General features: G+C 35.7%; 18 protein-coding genes. 11 read left to right on the top strand and 7 right to left on the bottom strand.

Annotation, left to right across the window (positions count from 1 at the left end; translation table 11 throughout):
- Positions 1 to 37 precede the first annotated feature (37 nt).
- Entirely contained in the window at positions 38 to 1231 is a 1194-nt protein-coding gene (locus ACZDYH_RS16820; protein ID WP_000273596.1) for a NupC/NupG family nucleoside CNT transporter, read from the bottom strand.
- A gap of 331 nt (positions 1232 to 1562) precedes the next feature.
- Positions 1563 to 2054: a DinB family protein gene (locus tag ACZDYH_RS16815; protein WP_000532733.1), complete on the bottom strand. Its 492-nt coding sequence runs from the start codon at positions 2052 to 2054 to the stop codon at positions 1563 to 1565.
- A 303-nt stretch (positions 2055 to 2357) separates the two neighbouring features.
- On the opposite strand from ACZDYH_RS16815, the gene ACZDYH_RS16810 reads away from it, so the two are divergent.
- The 4 genes from ACZDYH_RS16810 to ACZDYH_RS16795 all read left to right on the top strand — a co-directional run bounded on the left by ACZDYH_RS16810 (position 2358) and on the right by ACZDYH_RS16795 (position 5751).
- Positions 2358 to 3401: an ArsR/SmtB family transcription factor gene (locus tag ACZDYH_RS16810; protein ID WP_102956850.1), complete on the top strand. Its 1044-nt coding sequence runs from the start codon at positions 2358 to 2360 to the stop codon at positions 3399 to 3401.
- Positions 3402 to 3452: 51 nt separating this feature from the next.
- Entirely contained in the window at positions 3453 to 4673 is a 1221-nt protein-coding gene (locus ACZDYH_RS16805; protein ID WP_102956849.1) for an MFS transporter, read from the top strand.
- A 96-nt stretch (positions 4674 to 4769) separates the two neighbouring features.
- Positions 4770 to 5096, top strand: a complete 327-nt coding sequence (gene hmoA, locus ACZDYH_RS16800; RefSeq protein WP_000469498.1) for a heme-degrading monooxygenase HmoA — start codon at positions 4770 to 4772, stop codon at positions 5094 to 5096.
- Between the two features lie 235 nt (positions 5097 to 5331).
- Complete coding sequence (locus ACZDYH_RS16795) at positions 5332 to 5751, top strand: VOC family protein (RefSeq protein WP_000773075.1); 420 nt, start codon at positions 5332 to 5334, stop codon at positions 5749 to 5751.
- Positions 5752 to 5860: 109 nt separating this feature from the next.
- Here the strand turns inward: ACZDYH_RS16795 and lsrF are convergent, their stop codons facing one another.
- From lsrF to ACZDYH_RS16775, 4 genes are read right to left on the bottom strand one after another with little or no spacing between them, the layout of a single operon-like run.
- On the bottom strand, positions 5861 to 6643 hold the full coding sequence (lsrF, locus tag ACZDYH_RS16790; protein WP_000219772.1) for a 3-hydroxy-5-phosphonooxypentane-2,4-dione thiolase: 783 nt from the start codon (positions 6641 to 6643) through the stop codon (positions 5861 to 5863).
- Between the two features lie 6 nt (positions 6644 to 6649).
- A complete protein-coding gene (locus ACZDYH_RS16785) occupies positions 6650 to 7012 on the bottom strand; it encodes a cupin domain-containing protein (RefSeq protein ID WP_000909986.1) in 363 nt (120 codons plus the stop codon).
- Positions 7013 to 7037: 25 nt separating this feature from the next.
- On the bottom strand, positions 7038 to 8600 hold the full coding sequence (gene lsrK / locus ACZDYH_RS16780) for an autoinducer-2 kinase (RefSeq protein ID WP_166695433.1): 1563 nt from the start codon (positions 8598 to 8600) through the stop codon (positions 7038 to 7040).
- A complete protein-coding gene (locus ACZDYH_RS16775; protein ID WP_000192709.1) occupies positions 8600 to 9532 on the bottom strand; it encodes a sugar-binding transcriptional regulator in 933 nt (310 codons plus the stop codon). Before ACZDYH_RS16775 ends, lsrK begins: the two co-directional genes overlap by 1 nt.
- Before the next feature lie 197 nt (positions 9533 to 9729).
- Between ACZDYH_RS16775 and ACZDYH_RS16770 the strand changes: the two genes are divergently transcribed.
- From ACZDYH_RS16770 to lsrB, 4 genes are read left to right on the top strand one after another with little or no spacing between them, the layout of a single operon-like run.
- Positions 9730 to 11223 (top strand): sugar ABC transporter ATP-binding protein, encoded by a 1494-nt coding sequence (locus ACZDYH_RS16770; protein ID WP_166695432.1) that lies wholly within the window; start codon positions 9730 to 9732, stop codon positions 11221 to 11223.
- Positions 11220 to 12173: an ABC transporter permease subunit gene (locus ACZDYH_RS16765; protein WP_000827494.1), complete on the top strand. Its 954-nt coding sequence runs from the start codon at positions 11220 to 11222 to the stop codon at positions 12171 to 12173. Before ACZDYH_RS16770 ends, ACZDYH_RS16765 begins: the two co-directional genes overlap by 4 nt.
- A complete protein-coding gene (locus ACZDYH_RS16760; protein ID WP_000878526.1) occupies positions 12170 to 13159 on the top strand; it encodes an ABC transporter permease in 990 nt (329 codons plus the stop codon). The genes ACZDYH_RS16765 and ACZDYH_RS16760 overlap by 4 nt, the downstream gene beginning before the upstream one ends.
- A complete protein-coding gene (gene lsrB / locus ACZDYH_RS16755) occupies positions 13156 to 14199 on the top strand; it encodes an autoinducer 2 ABC transporter substrate-binding protein LsrB (protein ID WP_166695430.1) in 1044 nt (347 codons plus the stop codon). The genes ACZDYH_RS16760 and lsrB overlap by 4 nt, the downstream gene beginning before the upstream one ends.
- Positions 14200 to 14246: 47 nt before the next feature.
- Here the strand turns inward: lsrB and ACZDYH_RS16750 are convergent, their stop codons facing one another.
- On the bottom strand, positions 14247 to 15749 hold the full coding sequence (locus ACZDYH_RS16750; RefSeq protein ID WP_000069138.1) for a malate:quinone oxidoreductase: 1503 nt from the start codon (positions 15747 to 15749) through the stop codon (positions 14247 to 14249).
- A gap of 380 nt (positions 15750 to 16129) precedes the next feature.
- Between ACZDYH_RS16750 and ACZDYH_RS16745 the strand changes: the two genes are divergently transcribed.
- The 3 genes from ACZDYH_RS16745 (at position 16130) to ACZDYH_RS16735 (ending at position 19454) form a co-directional block, all read left to right on the top strand.
- On the top strand, positions 16130 to 17176 hold the full coding sequence (locus ACZDYH_RS16745) for a DUF2332 domain-containing protein (RefSeq protein WP_166695429.1): 1047 nt from the start codon (positions 16130 to 16132) through the stop codon (positions 17174 to 17176).
- 134 nt (positions 17177 to 17310) lie between these two features.
- Entirely contained in the window at positions 17311 to 17886 is a 576-nt protein-coding gene (locus tag ACZDYH_RS16740; protein WP_000517411.1) for a TetR/AcrR family transcriptional regulator, read from the top strand.
- A gap of 20 nt (positions 17887 to 17906) precedes the next feature.
- The gene (locus ACZDYH_RS16735) at positions 17907 to 19454 is read left to right on the top strand and encodes an MFS transporter (protein ID WP_001244610.1); all 1548 of its coding nucleotides are present in this window, start codon (positions 17907 to 17909) and stop codon (positions 19452 to 19454) included.
- Positions 19455 to 19491: the final 37 nt, after the last annotated feature.

Below are 19491 nucleotides of genomic sequence, written 5' to 3'. Positions count from 1 at the left end.
CTCAATTGGCTTGGGTGTCTTTTATTATAAAAATTAATTACCATACAAATAGCCCAACGAGCATAGCACTTAATAAAGAAACAGCCATCCCGCTAACAAGAAGCTTCCAAACATTTTTACCGATGACTGATGATTTTTCTCCGCCAAATAATGAATTGTAAGTTCCGTAAATCATACCTACTGTACTAAAGTTAGCAAAAGAAGCTAGAAATGTCGTTGCAACCGCAACCGTATGCGGTTGTAGCGACTTTAAGTTTGATTTTAAATCCATCATTGCAACAAATTCATTCGTCGTTATTTTGATCCCCATTAATTCAGCTACATACATAGCATCACTGCCTGATAAACCGAGTAAAAATGCAAAAGGACTAAAGATAATGGAGAAGATTTTTTGGATTGTTAACCCCGTTACAAAAAATCCTAAAATCCCATTTAAACATGCTGTTAAAGCTACATAACCAATTACCATAGCTAAAATAACGATAACCATATTCATCCCAACTAACATACTGTTTGAAATAGTAGAAAAGAAATCCTTTTTTTCATGTTTTGAAGGTGTGTAAACAACGTCTTCTTCTTTCGAAACTTCCACAGGATTTAATACATTGGCTAAAATTAATGCGTTAATACAGTTTAATGGGATTGCGCTGAAAATATATGTTGCTGGAACCATTGATAAATAAGCACCAAGAATGGATCCGCTAACGCTACTCATACTCATAATTCCAAAAGTTAATAATCGATTTTCTTTTAAAACAGATAATTGATCCCGAACAACCGCAAGTGCTTCGGTGTTTCCTAAAAACATCATTTGAATCGAAAAGAAACTTTCTAACTTTGGTAAACGAGAAATCTTTGAAATAACTGCACCTACTTTATCAATAATCCAAGTTAAGATTCCGAAATAAGAAAGAATATCGAAAAAAGTAATAACAAAAATGATAGGAAGTAACGCACTAAAGAAGAAATCAATGTGCTGACTTTCCATAGCTGAAGGAAATGCAAATCGAATACCTTCATTCGCACATGCTAGTAGCCAACTGAAAAATGACGCAATTTTATTAATGATAATACTGCCGAGCTTTGTGCCTAACATAAACCACGTAATAAAAAGCTCCAATAGGATGAGAATTACAATTGGTCTCCATTTTATATGTTTTTTATTAGGCGAACATAAGAAAATGATTAATATGACAACGAAAATCCCTAACATATTCAATATGAAATACATGTCAACAACTCCTTGAGAGTTATTATTTGTATATAAAAAGCATCTATTCTTCCAAATTTGGATTATGATTAGAAGTTATGAAGCATGTAAGTTATGTTAGGAATCAATGTATTTTAATTTGCTTTATTTTGAGCAATCGTAGTAATTATCGAACAATTAGCTGTTTTCAATTGTTTTGTTGGATATTAAACGTATGCGATTTTAAACATCGTTTATTCCGGATTAACGAGCAGTAAGATTTTTACCTCAAAATTCAAGGAAAGCAAAGAAGTGAGGTGGGGATGGGCTGCCCGCAAAATCCCGATTGGTAAGAGCTGATTAAAATTTCACTTTATAAATAAGAACGGTGAGTTGGCCATGAACCTTGAAGTTTCCGAAGCTGTATAATTTGTCCTGTATGATAAGCATCATGCAAAAGGATATTCATATATTGTTGCCAAACTGGTAGAGAAGGACTTAGTTGATCTAGTTCTGCTTCTTGAAGGGCGGTTAATGAAGATTGTAAGGCATCATGTACTTGAAGCGTTCGCTTTACGGTTTGCTGCCAAGCGGCATCATCATTAGGTCCACCTTGGATAAATGTCTCATCATTATTTTGTGGAGCAACAAATGTGTCGTCTTCATGTAAGCGGGAAAGTAGGCGTTCTTTAAAGATTAATAAATGGTTCACATTTTCCCAAATCGTATTACTGGCAGCACCTTCTGGTTGCCAACATGCTTGTTCAACCGTAAGATTCTTTAACGCTTCTGATATTGGTGGGTACCATTCTTCTTCGTAAAAAACTTGTTGGACTCCATTTTGCAACATTTCTTTTCTTCCCATTCGTATAGCCTCCTGTTCATTTTTCTTAATAAAACCAATTCTCTTTTCTCTTCAATAAACCTTTTCTATAGTTGCACAAGAGGGTGAAAGACAACTTATAACAGAGCCATTAAAAAACTTCTTTTTAATATGATACTTAATAATCAAGGCTTTAATTAAGTCAGAATGAAAAAGAGTATAAACCTTTCTCTATTTGCTCATTGATTAGAGTTTTTTTGAAGTCGCAAAATAATTCTAAAAATATAGAAGGTTAAATTCGATAAAAATAGAATTAAATATATAGCAAACAAGGAGGGGATAAAAATGGAGGTCTATCACATAACGAGTAGAAAGAGGGAAACTTATAACGTTCAAGTGAAATATTCGATACTTTTCGAATGTGCGCTTGGCATTGCAGCAATTACTCATAAGCGGTTAATTGATACTCTTGAAAAGAGTCAAAATGAATGGGAAGAAATTAAGAAATCATTAACAGAAGAAATGAGAGAGCACTTACAATTTGTCGAAGAACATAATACGTGGAAAGCATTACTTCAGGTGTTGTATGAAGAAGACATGCAGGATGTATCGCAGTTTCATGCTAAAATCGATTCACTTTCAGAAGAAGATTTGAAGTATACATGTTTACCATTTTTAGGGGAGAAATATGAGAAAAAAAGACGTTTAGCCGCAAGTAGAGATGTAACTGCAATACATGAATTAAAGGAATTAACACATGATCATCAGTTTTTCTCTACGTACATTCGCTTTATATGTGATGTAGATGTACAAGTGCTGAAATCTCATTTAATCGCTGTAATGACAGGGTGGTATGAGAGTGTAATTAAGAGTGAGGAAGAAGAAATACTTTCTATATTAAAACGAGATTATGAAGCAAAAAATGAAATGAATAAAAAGATGAAGCCGGAAGAGTTTGTCGAGTGGGCGACTGGCGGAGTGAACTATATGCCAGAGCCAAGTGTTCATCACGTACTTCTTATTCCGCAAATGACGTACAGACCGTGGAATATTGAAGCGGATATTGATGATACGAAAGTATTTCATTATCCAGTTGCGAATGAAAGCATTCATCCTGAAGATCCGTATGAACCGAATTATTTTTTAGTTCAAAAACATAAGGCTCTTGGGGATGAGGCGAGATTGCGAATTGTAAAAATGTTATTTGAAAAAGAACGTACATTACAGGAAATAACGGAAAGATTACAGTTTGGTAAATCGACTGTACACCATCATTTGAAATTGTTACGTGCAGCGAAGTTAGTTGATATACATGACGGAAAATATGTATTAAGAAAGAAAGCAGTACAGTCTTTAGCGAAAGAATTAGATATGTTTTTGAATAGATAATTAACAACGAGAATGTACATAAAGGGAGGAATATAAAAGAAAAGTTGGTGTGTGAAATTGAAAAATATATTGAAAAATCGTTCGTTCTTTTTTATGTGGATTGGTAGTGCAATCTCTGAATTAGGAGGGGCTTTCGGAACGTTATGTAATTCAATTCTAGTATATGAGTTAACAGGATCGGAAATGGCTTTAAGTAGTATGTGGCTATTATATTTCATCCCATCACTCATACTGCAATTAATAAGTGGCCCATTTATTGATAAATGGAGCCGGAAGTGGATTATGATTTTTTCACAATGGATACGGGCGTCCGTATTCTTATTACCTTTGGTGATGCTAGTTACAGGTAGTATAGAAGTTTGGCACATTTATGTTGTTCAAATTGTAGTGGGACTTATTACACCTCTTTATACACCTGCAAGTCAAGCAATTACACCGAGCATTGTAAGTCAAGGACAACTTCAAGACGCAAATGCGTATATTGATGGAATGACTCGCCTTATGATGTTTCTTGCGCCAGTATTAGGTGGAGTAGTCATTCATTTCATTGGAACAGAACTTACATTATCTTTCGTATGTATTTGTCTATTTGTTAGTGGTGCTTTCTTACTTTATATAAAAGAAAAGAGAACTACAACAGATATACGAAAAACGTGGCTAGAACAATTTCTTCAAGGTTTTACATATTTTTTTACAAAACCAATCATCGTTTGGCTCGGTATATTTCTTACTTTCGTGCAGTTTGGAGTAGGGGTAACGATGGTCACAAATCTTCCTTATATAAAAGACGAGCTGTTAGCGGGATATGCAGAGTACGGCTATTTTATGGCAGGTTTTCCACTTGGCTACGTAATTGGATCAGTAGTAGTCGGAAAAGTAACATATAAAAGCCGGCGTATACTTATGCTTGGAGGATTGTTTATAGGGGGGCTCACATACATTTCATTAGGGTTCAATCATAGTATTATCATTGCAATACTAATTGAAGTAATAGCAGGGATTTGTATTGCATTTTTCAATGTTCATAACACAACAATATGCCAACAAATCGTCCCAAATAATATGATAGGACAAGTATTTTCAGTGCGATTATTTTTCATACGATCCGCTATACCGTTAGGTGTGTTAGTAGGGGGCATATTGAGTGAAATGTGGGGAGTAAGAGCACTATACTTTATTATCGGTTCAATTATATGTGTCACTTCTTTAGTCGGAATCTTACTCCCATATTTCAAATTTTTAGATGAGGCGATAGAAGAGAAAACAGCATAATTCGAAAAATTTAAACTTTATAATTGAAAATAATTATCATAATCAACTATAATAGAAGTATAGTAGTATTCGTATTACAATGAAGGAGTGGGATATATGTTTATCGAAACGAAAACATTTACAGTAAAAGAAGGTACATCAAATATAGTTGTAGAACGTTTTACTGGAGAAGGTATTATTGAAAAATTTGAAGGCTTTATTGACTTAAGTGTTCTTGTGAAAAAAGTAAGACGCGGCGACGAAGAAGTAGTCGTTATGATTCGCTGGGAATCTGAAGAAGCATGGAAAAACTGGGAAACAAGTGAAGAACACTTAGCTGGACATAGAGCGGGACGTGGTAAACCAAAGCCAGATCATATTATTAATGTGGATCATGCGGTTTATTATGTGAAATCATCGAAATCGGCTTATCAACAGTCGTAATATATAAGTAGAGGATACATGTTGTAGAAGCAATCATGTATCCTCTTTTTTATTACTGGGGGGATGGGAATGATAGGAAATCTTTCATTCATTTAAAAAACGTTCTAGGCTATGGAGAAAAGTATTAGACTTATAAAGCATAGTCTTAGACGGAACGCTTGAATATCTTACCTTGCATATTTAAGTGTTATGAAAATGAGTCTACATACCCTCTGCTTAAAAGGAGATGAAGTGAATGAAGTTAAATCATTTGAATTTATGTGTTGATGATTTATCAGAAGCGAGACATTTCTTTGAAACATTTTTTGATTTTCAATTTTTAGAGCAAAAGGGAAAGGCATTATTAGTAATGAGTGATGAGAGTGGATTTATACTGGTGCTAAGCGACCCCAAAGCATTTAAGGGGAATAAGGAAGTGATGTATCCAGAAGCTTTTCATATTGGTTTTTTAGTGGATACTTCAAATGAAGTTGATCAAACATATAATCGTTTAGTAGCTGGTGGCATTGAAATAGACAAGGAACCGTATACGATGAGAGGTAGTAGTTATGGTTTTTATTTTACAGTATTTAATGGCTTATTAATTGAGGTGTCTTGTCTTGATTATAGAGAAGGCAAGAAAGTTTCAAAGCTTAATAGTAATCATCAAGAGTAATCATTTGAAGGTGTATAGAATTTAAGTATGTATCATATTAGAAGACGGATTAAGAAAGTTTCACTGTAAAGTAAAAAAGACAGACTAATAAATAGTCTGTCTTTTCACATTAATTCTTCACATCATCATAAAGTTCCAGCGCCTCTTTCACATTCAATCCATTCTTCACAATGCCATGTATCGCTTGAATCATCGCAGCTGGGTGCTCGGATTGCCATATGTTTCGGCCCATGTCTACTCCAATTGCGCCTTCTTGCAGCGCATTGTACGTAATGTTTAATGCGTCTTCAATTGAATCTAGTTTTGGGCCACCTGCGATGACGACTGGGGCAGGGCATGTGCTCGTTATTTTTTCGAATCCCTCGCAGTAATACGTTTTAATAATATCAGCACCCATTTCAACACATACGCGGGAAGCAAGTGCTAGAAAGCGAGCTTCACGTTTTTGTAATTCTTTTGCGACTGCGGTAATGCCGAGTACAGGTAGGCCGTAATCGTGAGCTTCAGAGACTACATTTGCCAGATTCGAAACAGTTTGTGTTTCATAGTCTGATCCGACAAAAACAGAAACGCCAACGCCAATTGCGTTTTGCTTCACTGCTTCTTTTACAGGTGTAACAATTGTTTCATTCGCTAAATCTTTACCGACGACAGTAGCGCCGCCAGATACACGCATAACCATCGGTGTGCTGCAGTTTTCAGGAATACAGGAGCTAAGTACACCGCGCGTTAAAAAGAGGGAGTCTGTATAAGGAAGTAAGTTTTTTACTGTTTCAAGTGGTTGTTCTAGTCCGTGAATTGGTCCTAAGAAATAACCGTGATCTATTGCTAACATAACCGCTCTACCATCAGGTAAAATTGTATTTAATCGATTTTTAAATCCCCAAGTCATTCCAAATCACTCCTTCGTTAATGTTGGATTTTCCGTTTGTACAGTATCTTTATTTGGTAAATGTGGTGACTTAATAAAAACAGCTTTAAAAGGTTTGTCAGAATGGTTAATAAGATAGTGAGATTCATGAGGACGAACTTGCAGGACATCACCTTGTTTAATTGGAACTCTTTCATTATTCACATAGAAATCTATTTCACCTTCTAATGCATAAAAGACCTCTTCGCACGTCGTATGATAATGGTTTTGAAACTCCTGGCCCGGTTGAATGACAACAAGGCCAAGATCAATATTTGGACCTTGTATTAAATATTTCGGCCCGTTATCACCGAAGCGATAGGAGAAGTCATTTTCATTCGCTTTTAACATACAGTTCACTCCTTTATGTAATGTGTTACAGTGCACCAGGCGCAATCCACATATGTGAGGTGAGCCCTTTATCAGCTAAAGCGAGCTGACTGTCATATACAGTTTTCCATGTTTCATAGAACTCTTTATATAGTTCGTGATTTTCAGTAACTGGTTCGAATGTTTGCTCCCACTGTACAAACTCTTCGGCAGTTTCTTCCATAGATGAATATATGCCAGCACCAACTCCAGCAGCAATCGCAGTTCCTAAAGCAGCTGCTTCTTTCACAACAGGTACTTTTACAGGAATACCGAGTACGTCTGATAGAATTTGTGGCCATAGTTTTCCTTTAGCGGCACCGCCAGCAAAAATAACTTCAGAAGGGAATGTGCCAGTTAGATTTTTTATTAATTTTAAGTTTCCAAGTGTAATGAAGGCTGCATTTTCTTCAATAGCACGAAACAGTTCTTTTTTTCCGCATTTGTCAGCGTCTAAACTTAAATTTAAAAAAGAAGGTGCGGCATGACGCCAAGAAATGTAGTTCATAACGTTTGAAAAAGTAGGGATAATGCCATGTGAACCGACAGGTACGTCTTTCGCTTGTTCTTCTAGTAATTCATAAGCATCTACACCGAGTTTATCAGCAAGTTTCTTTTCTTCTTGGCAAAAAGCGTCTCGAAACCAGCGCATAACGAGACCTGGGAAAAAGGCGATTGTTTCATATTGCCATAGGTTCGGAACAACGTGACAATTTACTCGAATCGCAGCATGTGGATCTGTTATTGGCTCAGTAACATTCACTTCTTGTTGCCAAAAGCTACCCCCGCATATTAACGTTTGATTCGGTTTCACGATTCCTGTTCCGAGCGATGCCATTTGAGCATCTCCACCCCCGGCGACGACAGGAATCCCTTCACGTAATCCAGTTAATGCTGCACACTCTTTTGTAACGTTGCCAATTACTGTACCAGCTTCATTTACTGTTGGTGAAAATGGCAAAGATAGACCGCACTCCTTAGCGACATCGTTATCCCACACTCTATTTTGTAAGTCAAAAATACCTGACGTGCATCCGTTTGAGGGATCAATTTGTAGTACGCTGCTTAGTTTATATAAAATCCAATCGTTTAACATTGTAAAAGAGTGAATATTATTATAGACGTCGGGTTCATGTTTTTTTATCCAGAGTAGGCGTGGTAAAGCACCTAATGAAAAAGTTTGACCAGACTTTGTATATAAATCTTTTTCAAGATGTGACCGAATTTCTTTTAATTCACTAACTTCGACGGATGCGCGCCCATCAACATTTGCACACGCCCATATTTCTTGCCCATCTTGATCATATAAAACAAATCCTTCTCGCATACTTGTAGCGCTAATAGCAAGAATAGAAGGGGCAGGAGTGTTGCTTTTTTGAAGCACCTCTTTCGTACATTCTTGTACTAGCTTCCAATTTTCTACTACATCAAAGTTCATAGAGCCTGGATAACGAAGGTCAGATTTGTGAATCCATTCTTTTTGACTTACTGCAATTTGATTACCATGTAAATCAAAAAGAACTGCTCGAATGCTCCCTGTACCAGCATCGAAAGCTAATAAATGGGACATTAACAATCACCATCCTTTCGTAATAAGGAGAGGGCAGTTTCCTCATCGGTAATTAATGAATGAATAAACTTTCCTTTTAAGGCACCATAAATTGCATCTATCTTTTCAGTACCTCCAGCAACACCGACGACATGCTTCATATTGCGCAAAATAGAGAGGGGCGTGCCAATTAGACGATTGTGATGCGAGAGCTCTAATAAATCGCCATTTGTATTATAAAACTGTCCTAAAATATCGCCAGCACCGTTTTGACTACGAATATATGTCATCTCACGTAGTGTTAATTTTTCTTCTTTTACAATCGTAGCGTCTTGAGATAATCCCCCAATACCGACAACAGCCGTATGAGCAAGTGAAGCGACTTGAAGCATATCTTTTACACTCGGTTCTGATAGAATACTTTGTGCCATTTCGGTTGTAGACGCTAGAAACGGCGTAGGGATAATGTGAAGCTCGCCTTGCATGTAGTGTAAATAGTTTTGTTTTCTCGGGAGATAGTGATTTACCCCGCCTGTGAGCGTTACGATTGAAAGGTTGATAGAACTTTCAAAATGAATGTTTTCTAGCATTTTGCTAATTGTTTCTCCCCAGCCAATACCGAGTAAATCGCCTTGCTGGAGATGAGTTTCTAAATATTGTGCAGCAGCTTTTCCGAGAGAAGCGTGATAATTGTTTACTGGGGTAGGGATAATAAAAGCATCTTTTAAGTGGAATTTTTTCATTAGGTCACGCTCAATACTTAAACAGTGCAAACCAGTCCCTTTTACGTGAAATGTAACGATACCTTCACTCCGCGCTTTATCTAATAACCGGACGACTTTATTTCTTGAAATATGAAGAAGTGACGCGATCTCCTGTTGTGTTAATTGGTCTTTATAATAGTACCAAGCTACTTTAGTTAATAAATTTTCTTCAAAGTTTAGCTGAGTCATACTCTTCATCCCTTTCAACAATTGACCACAGCTTAAACATATGTACCATATATTTTGTTTATTCCAGTTGAAACGATTAATAGTACGTAGAAAAAAGTGTTCTAGATATAAAAAAAGGAATATACAATGCTACAAAACAAGTAGAACAAATAATCATTTTCTCAAAAAATGTTCTGGATAAAGGCAGGTGACATCATGTGGAGAACGTACCTTTATTACAAGTAAAGAAAATGAGTAAGGCGTTTTTAAATCAACTTGTATTAAAAGAAGTGAACTTACAAGTAGAGCGCGGAGATATATACGCTTTAGTGGGGGGAAATGGCGCCGGGAAATCAACATTAATGAAAATATTAACGGGGTTATATTCGTATGATGATGGAGAGATGTATGTAAAAGGAATGAAGCAACAGTTTTCAAATCCATCAGAAGCACACCGAAAAGGTATTTATTTAATACCGCAAGAACCACTCATTTTTCCGCATATGACTATTGAAGAAAATATATGTATCGGGTTAAAAGAAAAGAAAAAGAAAAAGAAAAAGAAACTAAAAGTACAGATTCAGCAATTGATTAGCAGCTTAGGATGGGATATTGACCTTAATAAACTAGGAGGAACATTATCGATTGCGCAACAACAGTTAGTAGAAATCGTTAGAGGATTAATAAGAGAAGCTGAGATTCTTATTCTAGATGAGCCAACATCGACATTAACAACACACGAAATTAAGAGTCTTTTTGTGTTGATGAAAAGTTTACAAGAAAAAGGAATTGGGATGATTTATATTACGCATCGTTTTCCAGAAATCTTTGAAATTGCCAACAAAGTAGCAATACTACGTGATGGAATGGTTGTAAGCCAAGGTGATGTATGTGACTATACATATGACATGCTGATGGAGGGACTATTGCCAAAAGGATATAAACAGAAAGAGAAAATAGAAGTAGTTCAAGAGACAGTAAAGACGAAAAAAATATTAGAAGTGGTTGATATAAATGGTCACGCATTCGAAAATATATCATTCACTGTACATGCCGGTGAGGTTGTAGGTGTTGCTGGCATTATAGGATCTGGCAGAACGGAATTAGCAGAAGCGATATTTGGATTGAAAACTATAAAATCAGGGTCTATCTTATTGGGTGGAAAATCAATTGATACGTGTTCTTTGCATAAAAGGCTAGACGAAGGACTAGTTTATGTGCCAGAGGATAGAGCGAGGAATGGAATTTTCTCAATTGCTTCTGTTAAAGAAAATATTGCAGCAGCAAGTTTATATCAAAATAATCGCTTTTTTATAAATCAAGAAAAAGAAAGCGCTTTAGTTAATTCGTTTATAGAACAGTTCCGAATTGTTGTACAGAATATGAATAAAGAACTGGCATCTTTATCAGGAGGTAATCAGCAGAAGGTCGTGCTTGCGAAGTATCTTGCATGTAATCCTAAAATTATTATTCTTGATGAGCCGACTCGCGGAATTGATGCGAAAGCAAGGCTTGAAGTGTATGAGACGATAAAAAAAATGAAAAGGGAAGGACTCGCAATTTTATTAATCTCTTCAGATGTTGAAGAAATTGTCCAATTAGTAAACCGTGTATATGTAATGAGAAATGGGCGATTTGTTTCTCATATGGAAAAAGAACAACTGAGTGTGAATGAAGTTACACGCCTTGCATACGGAGGTGTAGCGGAATGAAACGTATGTTAAAAATGCATGAAACGTCTATCATACTGTTACTACTAATTTATATAGCTATTGTAGGAATGATAAACCCTAGTTTTATTCAATTTAACTCGTTATCTTTACTGATGAAATCAAGCGTTATTTTAGTCGTGCTAGCAATCGGTCAATCGTTCGTCTTATTTACGAAAAATATAGATGTATCAGTTGGTTCAAGCATGGGGTTAAGTGCAGCAGTTTGCGGAATGATGTTAACGAATGGGTATAGTGCATTCTTGTCGATATTTGTAGCTATTATACTTGGGGCCATTATCGGTTTCGTAAATGGTATTGGAGTTGCGAAGTTTCGGGTACCAGCCATTATTATGACATTAGGCATGTTAGGAATTATTAGAGGTACAATGTTAATTTTCACAGGCGGGAAGTGGATTGAAGATATTCCAAACGATTTTAAGCAGCTGCCATCTATCATCATTCTTGGTTTACCTATAACTGTATGGTTCGTTCTTATTATTTTACTACTACTATACTTCTTTTTAAGAAAAGTGCCATTGGGAAGATACTTTTATGCGGTAGGTGATAATGAAGATGGCGCGAGGCTTATTGGTATACCTGTTAATAAAGTGAAGATATATGCGTTTATGATTTCAGGCATAAGCGCTGCGATCGCTGGTTGCATATTTGTTATGAATATCGGTTTCGTGCCAAATCAAACAGGTACAGGATTAGAATTACAAGTAATCGCAGCCGCTGTACTAGGAGGAATTCACTTGAAAGGAGGAACAGGATCTTTATTTGGAGCTGCATTAGGAGCGTTATTTTTAGAAACAATAAGTAGCTCACTCGTCTTTTTAAAAATACCAGCATTTTGGAATAATGCTATTTCAGGTTTTTTATTATTACTTATCATCATATTAGATAGTGTTATGAAAAAGTGGAAGGCAGAAAGGAGGATGAATCTATGAAGTATGTATATAGATGGGAAGGGGTTCTAATTGTATTACTTCTTGTAGAATTCATCCTTTTTAGTTTAATAAATAGTGATTTCTTAAATATTAGTAATCTCCTTTTTAGTACAAATGATTTCTTATTTATCGCAATTGCGGCGATACCAATGACTTTTGTTATAGTAACAGGAGGAATTGATGTATCGATCGGCTCAATAATGGGGCTCACTTCGATTTTAATCGGTGTACTTTGGATGAACGGAATACCTATTTTGTTTGCTGTTATAATCGCCCTAATAATTAGTTGTTTAGCAGGCGCTTTAAACGGACTCATTATAAAAATGACGGATGTAGAACCACTCGTCGTTACACTCGGAACGATGTTTTTATACGGGGGAATTGCCCTCGTCATTTCAGGAGGCGCAGGTGCTTCTGGGTATGAAGGAATAAGCGGTTTACCAGACGTATTTGTACAACTGGCAAATGGTAGTTTTATAGGAATACCGAATTTACTATGGCTACTGATCGTATTAACAGTTTTATGTACTGTGTTATTTCATCGAACTATATACGGGCGCCATGTGAAATTAACAGGTGCGAACGAAAATGCAGCAAAATACACTGGGATTAAAACGAAAAAAGTAGTCATTATTGCTTACATACTTTCAGGGTTAGGAGGTGGATTAGGAGGCGCTTTCTTAACTGCCTACTTCGGTTCCGCACGTGCTGATATGGGAAGTGAAACAATTTTACCAATCATTACAGCAGTCGTCTTAGGCGGTACACTTATTACAGGCGGAAAAGGAAGCATTATTGGTACTGTACTGGCGAGTATTTTCATTGGGCTCATGCAGTATGGCTTGCAAATGACGGGTTTAACAAATGAACAATCCAATGTAGTAATAGGTATTATCCTTATTCTTTCAGTTATTATGAGACATTTCAAATTACATCAATTCTTAGCGGAGAAAAGAAAGAATTTGCATAAGGGGGAAATGTCATGAAGAGAAAACTGGGGATTGTATTGATTGTATGTACTTGTTTAATCGGTTTAATTGCGTGTTCTAGCCAAACGGCAGATAAGAAAAAGGTTGATGATGTGAAATTTGCATTTATTCCGAAATTAACAGGAGTTGGTTTCTTCACATCGGGTGGTGAAGGGGCAAAAGAGATGGGAGAGAAGCTAGGCGTACAAGTGAAGTATGATGGACCGTCTGAAGCGAGTGTTTCAGGGCAAGTTAAATATATAAACAATTTCATTAATCAAAACTATGATGCGATTATGGTTTCATCTACGTCAGTGGATGGGTTATCGCAATCACTGCAACGTGCTAAGAAAAAAGGGATGACGGTGTTAACATGGGATTCTGATGTGAATCCGAAAGATCGTTCTTTTTATATAAGCCAAGGAACACCAGACCAACTTGCTAATTTATTAATAGAAATGACTTCAAAGCAAATTGGAGATAAAGGAAAAGTAGCCTTCTTTTATTCTAGCCCGACAGTAACGGATCAAAACCAATGGGTAACGAAAGCGAAAGAAATTATTAAAAAGAAATATCCGAACTGGGAAATTGTAACGACGCAGTACGGTGAAAATAATGCGCAAAAGTCTTTGTCAGTAGGAGAGAATATTTTAAAAACGTATCCTGATATTAACGCAGTCATTTGTCCAGATGCAACGGCACTTCCGGCAATGGCACAAGCAGCTGAAAATTTAAAAATGGATAAAAAGGTTGTCGTAACTGGCTTCTCTACACCAAACGTTATGCGTGATTACGTAAAACGAGGAACAGTAGCACAATTTGGTTTATGGGATGTAAAACAACAAGGTGCTCTCGCAACGTATGTAGCAAATGAAATTGTTGTAAAAGGGAAGAAGTTAAAAGTAGGGGATAGCTTCGAAGTAAAAGGAATTGGAAAAGTGAAGGTAGAGCCAAACTCCATTCAAGGATATGATTATGAGGCAGAAGGGAATGGAATTATCGTATTACCAGAACGAGTTGTATTTACGAAAGATAATATTGATAAGTATAATTTTTAGTAGACAAAAAAACGTCCGAATATATCGGACGTTTTTTTATTTCTTCATTAATTATGAACAGTTTCTTTTTCGTTTAATCCAAGTGTACGACCAGTAGAAGTGTGAAGATCTTGGAACAATCTTGGATTTTCAGTTAGTGAAATGCCATATGAAGGAATCATTTCTTTTATTTTTTCTTCCCATTCTACCATGCGGCTTGGGAAACATTTTTCTAATACTTCAAGCATGACGTGAACAGCAGTAGAAGCACCTGGTGATGCGCCTAGTAATGCGGCGATTGAGCCGTCAGCTGCACTTACTACTTCTGTACCAAATTGAAGTGTCCCTTTACCGCCAGCATCAGTATCTTTAATTACTTGTACACGTTGCCCAGCAACTACAATATCCCAATCTTCACTTTTCGCGTTCGGAATGAATTCGCGTAATTCTTCCATACGTTTTTCATGTGATAACATAACTTGCTGAATTAAGTATTTTGTAAGTCCCATTTCTTTTACACCAGCGGCTAACATCGTTAAGACGTTATTCGGTTTTACAGAACCGATTAAGTCAAGATTTGAACCTGTTTTTAAGAATTTAGGTGAGAAGCCTGCGAATGGTCCAAACAGTAAAGCTTTTTTATTGTCTATATATCTCGTATCTAGATGAGGTACAGACATTGGCGGAGCGCCAACTTTAGCTTTACCGTACACTTTCGCATGATGCTGCTCTACAACTTTTTGGTTTTTACATACCATAAATAGTCCACTTACTGGGAAGCCACCGATATGCTTTGATTCAGGGATACCAGTCTTTTGAAGTAGAGGTAGGCTACCGCCACCGCCGCCAATAAAGACGAATTTAGCAGTATGATGCTCAATTTTACCACTATTCATATCGTGTACTTTTACTTCCCACAAACCATTTTTCGTGCGCTTAATATTTTCGACACTATGCTTGTAGTTTAGTTCGACATTTTTTGTTTTTAAGTAATCAAACAACATACGTGTTAATGCACCGAAGTTAACATCTGTTCCAGAGTCAATCTTCGTTGCCGCCATCGGTTCATTAGATGTGCGACCTTCCATAATGAGTGGAAGCCATTTTTTTAATGTTTCAGGAGCATCGGAAAATTCCATTCCTTGAAACAGTGGATTTTTTGAAAGCGCTTCAAAACGGTTTTTTAGAAACTCAACATTTTTTTCCCCTTGTACTAAACTCATATGAGGTAGTGGCATAATAAAATCTTGTGGATTACGAATTAATTTGCTCTTTACAAGATATGCCCAAAATTGTCTTGAAAGCTGGAATTGCTCATTCACTTTTACAGCCTTACTAATATCTATAGATCCGTCAGCTTTTTCGGAAGTATAGTTCAGTTCGCATAGCGCAGAATGCCCAGTACCTGCATTATTCCATTCGTTAGAGCTTTCTTCCCCGGCACTTGCGAGTTTTTCAAAAACTTTAATTTCCCATTCTGGTGCTAATTCTTTTAGTAATGAGCCTAACGTTGCACTCATAATTCCTGCACCAATTAAGATAACGTCTGTTTTTTGCTGCATGTTGCTCATGATAATCTCTCCATCCCCTATATTGGCAAAAAAGTGTAGGTGTTTTCTATGTCTAAGCCGTAAAAGAGAAACACCGCCTAGGCCCCACCTAGGTGTATACCTTTTTTGTCTCAATTATATAACCATCTCATACTCTATTATAATAATTAATAGACTAAAATATCTAGTGTTATCTGATAATTTTAAACTATTTAACGTTTTATTCGCTAAAAATCTTATTTAACAAGCTCTTTTAAGGTGATAAATAGAAAAAAATTACAGTTTGAAATTATCTCGAAAAAGCTTACGTATCCTTAAGTGACTAAATCGAGTACCTTTTTATGGGATTATTCTTTCTGTAATGGTAAGATTATTCTGAAAAATAAAAAGGAGGGACTCTAATGTGTACAAAAGAACAAATTTCAAACTTATTTCGAAACTTTTCAATAAAGGAATGTAAAGGGTCAAGTGATTTATATGAATATTTATCAATGAAAATTGCTGAAGATGAGGAAGTACTTACACTATCGTCCTATGCTCAGGTAGGTCAACCAGTCCCAAACTTACTATTAGGTGCAGTACATTATTTATTGTTAGCAGGGAAAGAACATCATTTAAAAACGTATTATAGTAGTTTAGTTGAAGATGCTGATACAAATTTAGATAAAGCTTTTAATCATTTTAAAGATTTCTGTAAAGAGTACCGAGAAGAAATCATTACTTTGTTACAAACAAAACTTGTTCAAACGAATGAAGTAAGACGGTGCGCATACTTATACCCAAGTTTCTGCTACATATTTAAGAAAGTGAAGAAGCCGTTAGCGTTAATTGAAATTGGGACAAGTTCTGGGTTGCAATTGTTCTGGGACCAATATCGTTATTCGTACGGAACGAATAAAATGTATGGAAATATAAATTCAAATGTGCATGTAACTTCTGAAATAAGAGGGGAAAATGTGCCGCATTTTCTAAAAGAAAGCCCATCTGTCGTAGAAAGAATCGGACTGGACTTACATGTGAATGATTTACATAATGAGGAAGATTATTTATGGTTACGTGCTTTAATTTGGCCAGAACATAAAGAAAGGCTTGAGATGTTTGATCAAGCTGCATCTTTAGTGAAAAATGAATCTGTCCAATTAATAGAAGGAGACGGTGTAGAGCTATTATCATCTATTATTGAACAAATAAGTGAAGAAGCTGTTATTTGTATTTTCCATACACATGTTGCAAATCAAATACCAGAACAAGTAAAACATAAGTTAGAAAAACAAATACAAGAAATTGGAGCAAAACGTGATGTATTCCACCTGTATAACAACATGTGGGATCGTGACCTTCATATTGATTATTATATTAACGGAAACGAATATCGTGAAACGGTTGGAGAAACAGAAGGGCACGGGAGATGGTTTAGCTGGAAGATTGGAAATGAGACGATTTGTTAATATTTGAGAAATTTTTATTTTCAAGAAATTAGATAATGAAATTCCAGAAAATGAAAGTAACTAGTTACTTTCATTTTTCTTTTGTGATAATATGTTAGTAATTACTTACTTACATATTGAATGGAGGAATATAGATGGGGAAATTAACAGCACGAGAAAAAGTTATGGAAGCTGCTACTTTATTATTCGGGGAAAAGGGGTATACAGCGACAACCATTCGTGAAGTGGCAGAAAAAGCAGGAGTAAGCGAATTAACGATATTCCGTAATTTTAAAAATAAGGAAAATCTTTTTAGGGAGAGTATTATTTTACGGACGACACCAGTTGCTTTGCTAGAGGAAATAGAAGAGCAATTTACTGGTGATTTACATAAGGACCTTACGAAAGTGGCGGAAACATATATTCAAACCAATTTACCAAAGCTAAATTATATTTGGGCTGCATTAATAGAATCAAGACAAAATAGTGAGATGAAAGCATTACTACATGAGTTGAATTCACATCTAGTGAATCACTTAGAAAAATATTTAAAGCAACTTGGTGAGAAGGGACACATTTCTACCTGTAATTACCGTTTGATAGCGAATATGTTTTATGGACAATTGTTTTTATACATTATGAATGTAAGTATATCGGAAGAAGAAATTCAATTAGAAGAGTATATAGAGACATGTGTAAGTTTATTTGTGAGTGGCATTTTAAATCAATAAAACGAATAAGGGTGGCAGAAATGAGGAATAAATTTGCATTAATAGCTTTAATTGCAGGATTTTTTATGGCGATTTTAGATTCAAATATTGTGAATATCACATTACCAGAAATGACAAAGACATTTCATACTTCAATTGATACAATTTCTTGGGTTGCTAATACTTATAATGTTGCCTTTGTATCGTGTTTATTAATTGCAGCACGTCTGGCGGATCAGTTTGGTCGCAAGAAGCTATATATTATTGGTTTATTGGGATTTTCTATTAGTTCGTTTATGTGTGGTATAGCCACTTCTTTTCATACATTAGTAGCTTTTAGGATAATACAAGGAATTTCCGCAGCAGTTATCGTACCAGTTGCTATGCCGCTAGGTCTTAATTTAGTACCGAGAGAGAAACAAGGTATGATAGGAGGCATCATGGGAGCTTTTGGGGGATTAGCAGCGGCAATTGGCCCTTCACTTGGAGGCATTTTAACTGACAAATTGAATTGGAGCTGGGTGTTCTTTATTAATGTTCCAGTTGGTATATTATCTTTCATCTTCGTGATTCTTTGTATTAAGGAATCCTATGATCATGCTGCAAGCTCTAAAATAGATTGGGCAGGTATGATTACTTCTGCATCTGCACTATGCTTACTTGTATATGCACTCATACAAGTAAATACAAACCATTTAAGCACGATAAGCTTAATACTTCTTTTTATGCTCTCACTCATAGGTTTTATATTATTTTTTATCATTGAAAAGAAAAGTGAAAATCCAATGTTGCCATTAAAGTTATTCACAAATAAAGAGTTTTCAATTTCGAATTTTTCTTTATTCTTTGTTGGAATGGGATTAATGAACTTTTTGTTTATACTTGCTTTTTATTTCGTTCAAGTAGAAGGTATGTCTGAATTACAGTCAGGTTTAATAATTAGCACACTAGCGATTGTTTCAATGCTTGTTACAGTAATCGTAACACCAATTGCAGCAAATCGGGGAAGCTCATTAGTAGGTAGTATAGGGCTATTAACATTTATCGTAGCATCATATTTATTTAGTCAAATAGATTCAAATTTTACTACATGGGATTATATTTGGCGATTAATAATCGTTGGGATTGGAACTGGGTGCACATTAGCACCGTATACAACAACAGCAGTTTTAAGTGTACCGATTGAAAAGTCAGGTGTTGCTGCAAGTGTATGTAATATTTCTAGAACAGTTGGAAGTATTGTTGGGGTAGCAATACTGGTGATGTTTCTGAATCATCAGTTGTTAGTTGAAAAAGAGAAGATAAATAGGGAAGTAGTGACGGTGATTAAAAAAAGTGATTTGTCAAATTTAGAAAGGGAAAAAGTATTGCAAGCAATAAATAAAAAACAACAGATAGTATTAAAAACTGATGAGGAGAGCAAGATTTACAAACAACTAAAGGAGAAATATAAGCAAGGAATTATTCGTAGTTATAATGAAGTGTTTCTAATGGGTAGTATTATCTTTTTTATCGCTTTTGCTTTTAATATAGGAAGAGTAATTATAAGTAAAAAGAGAAGTAAAAGAGTAATATCTTATAATCCTTAATATTATTATGTAAACAAAAGAGTCTTTATACTAAACT

It is taken from the genome of Bacillus sp. EB V-12, assembly GCF_056158125.1.
This window is presented reverse-complemented; position numbering and strand designations above follow the sequence as displayed.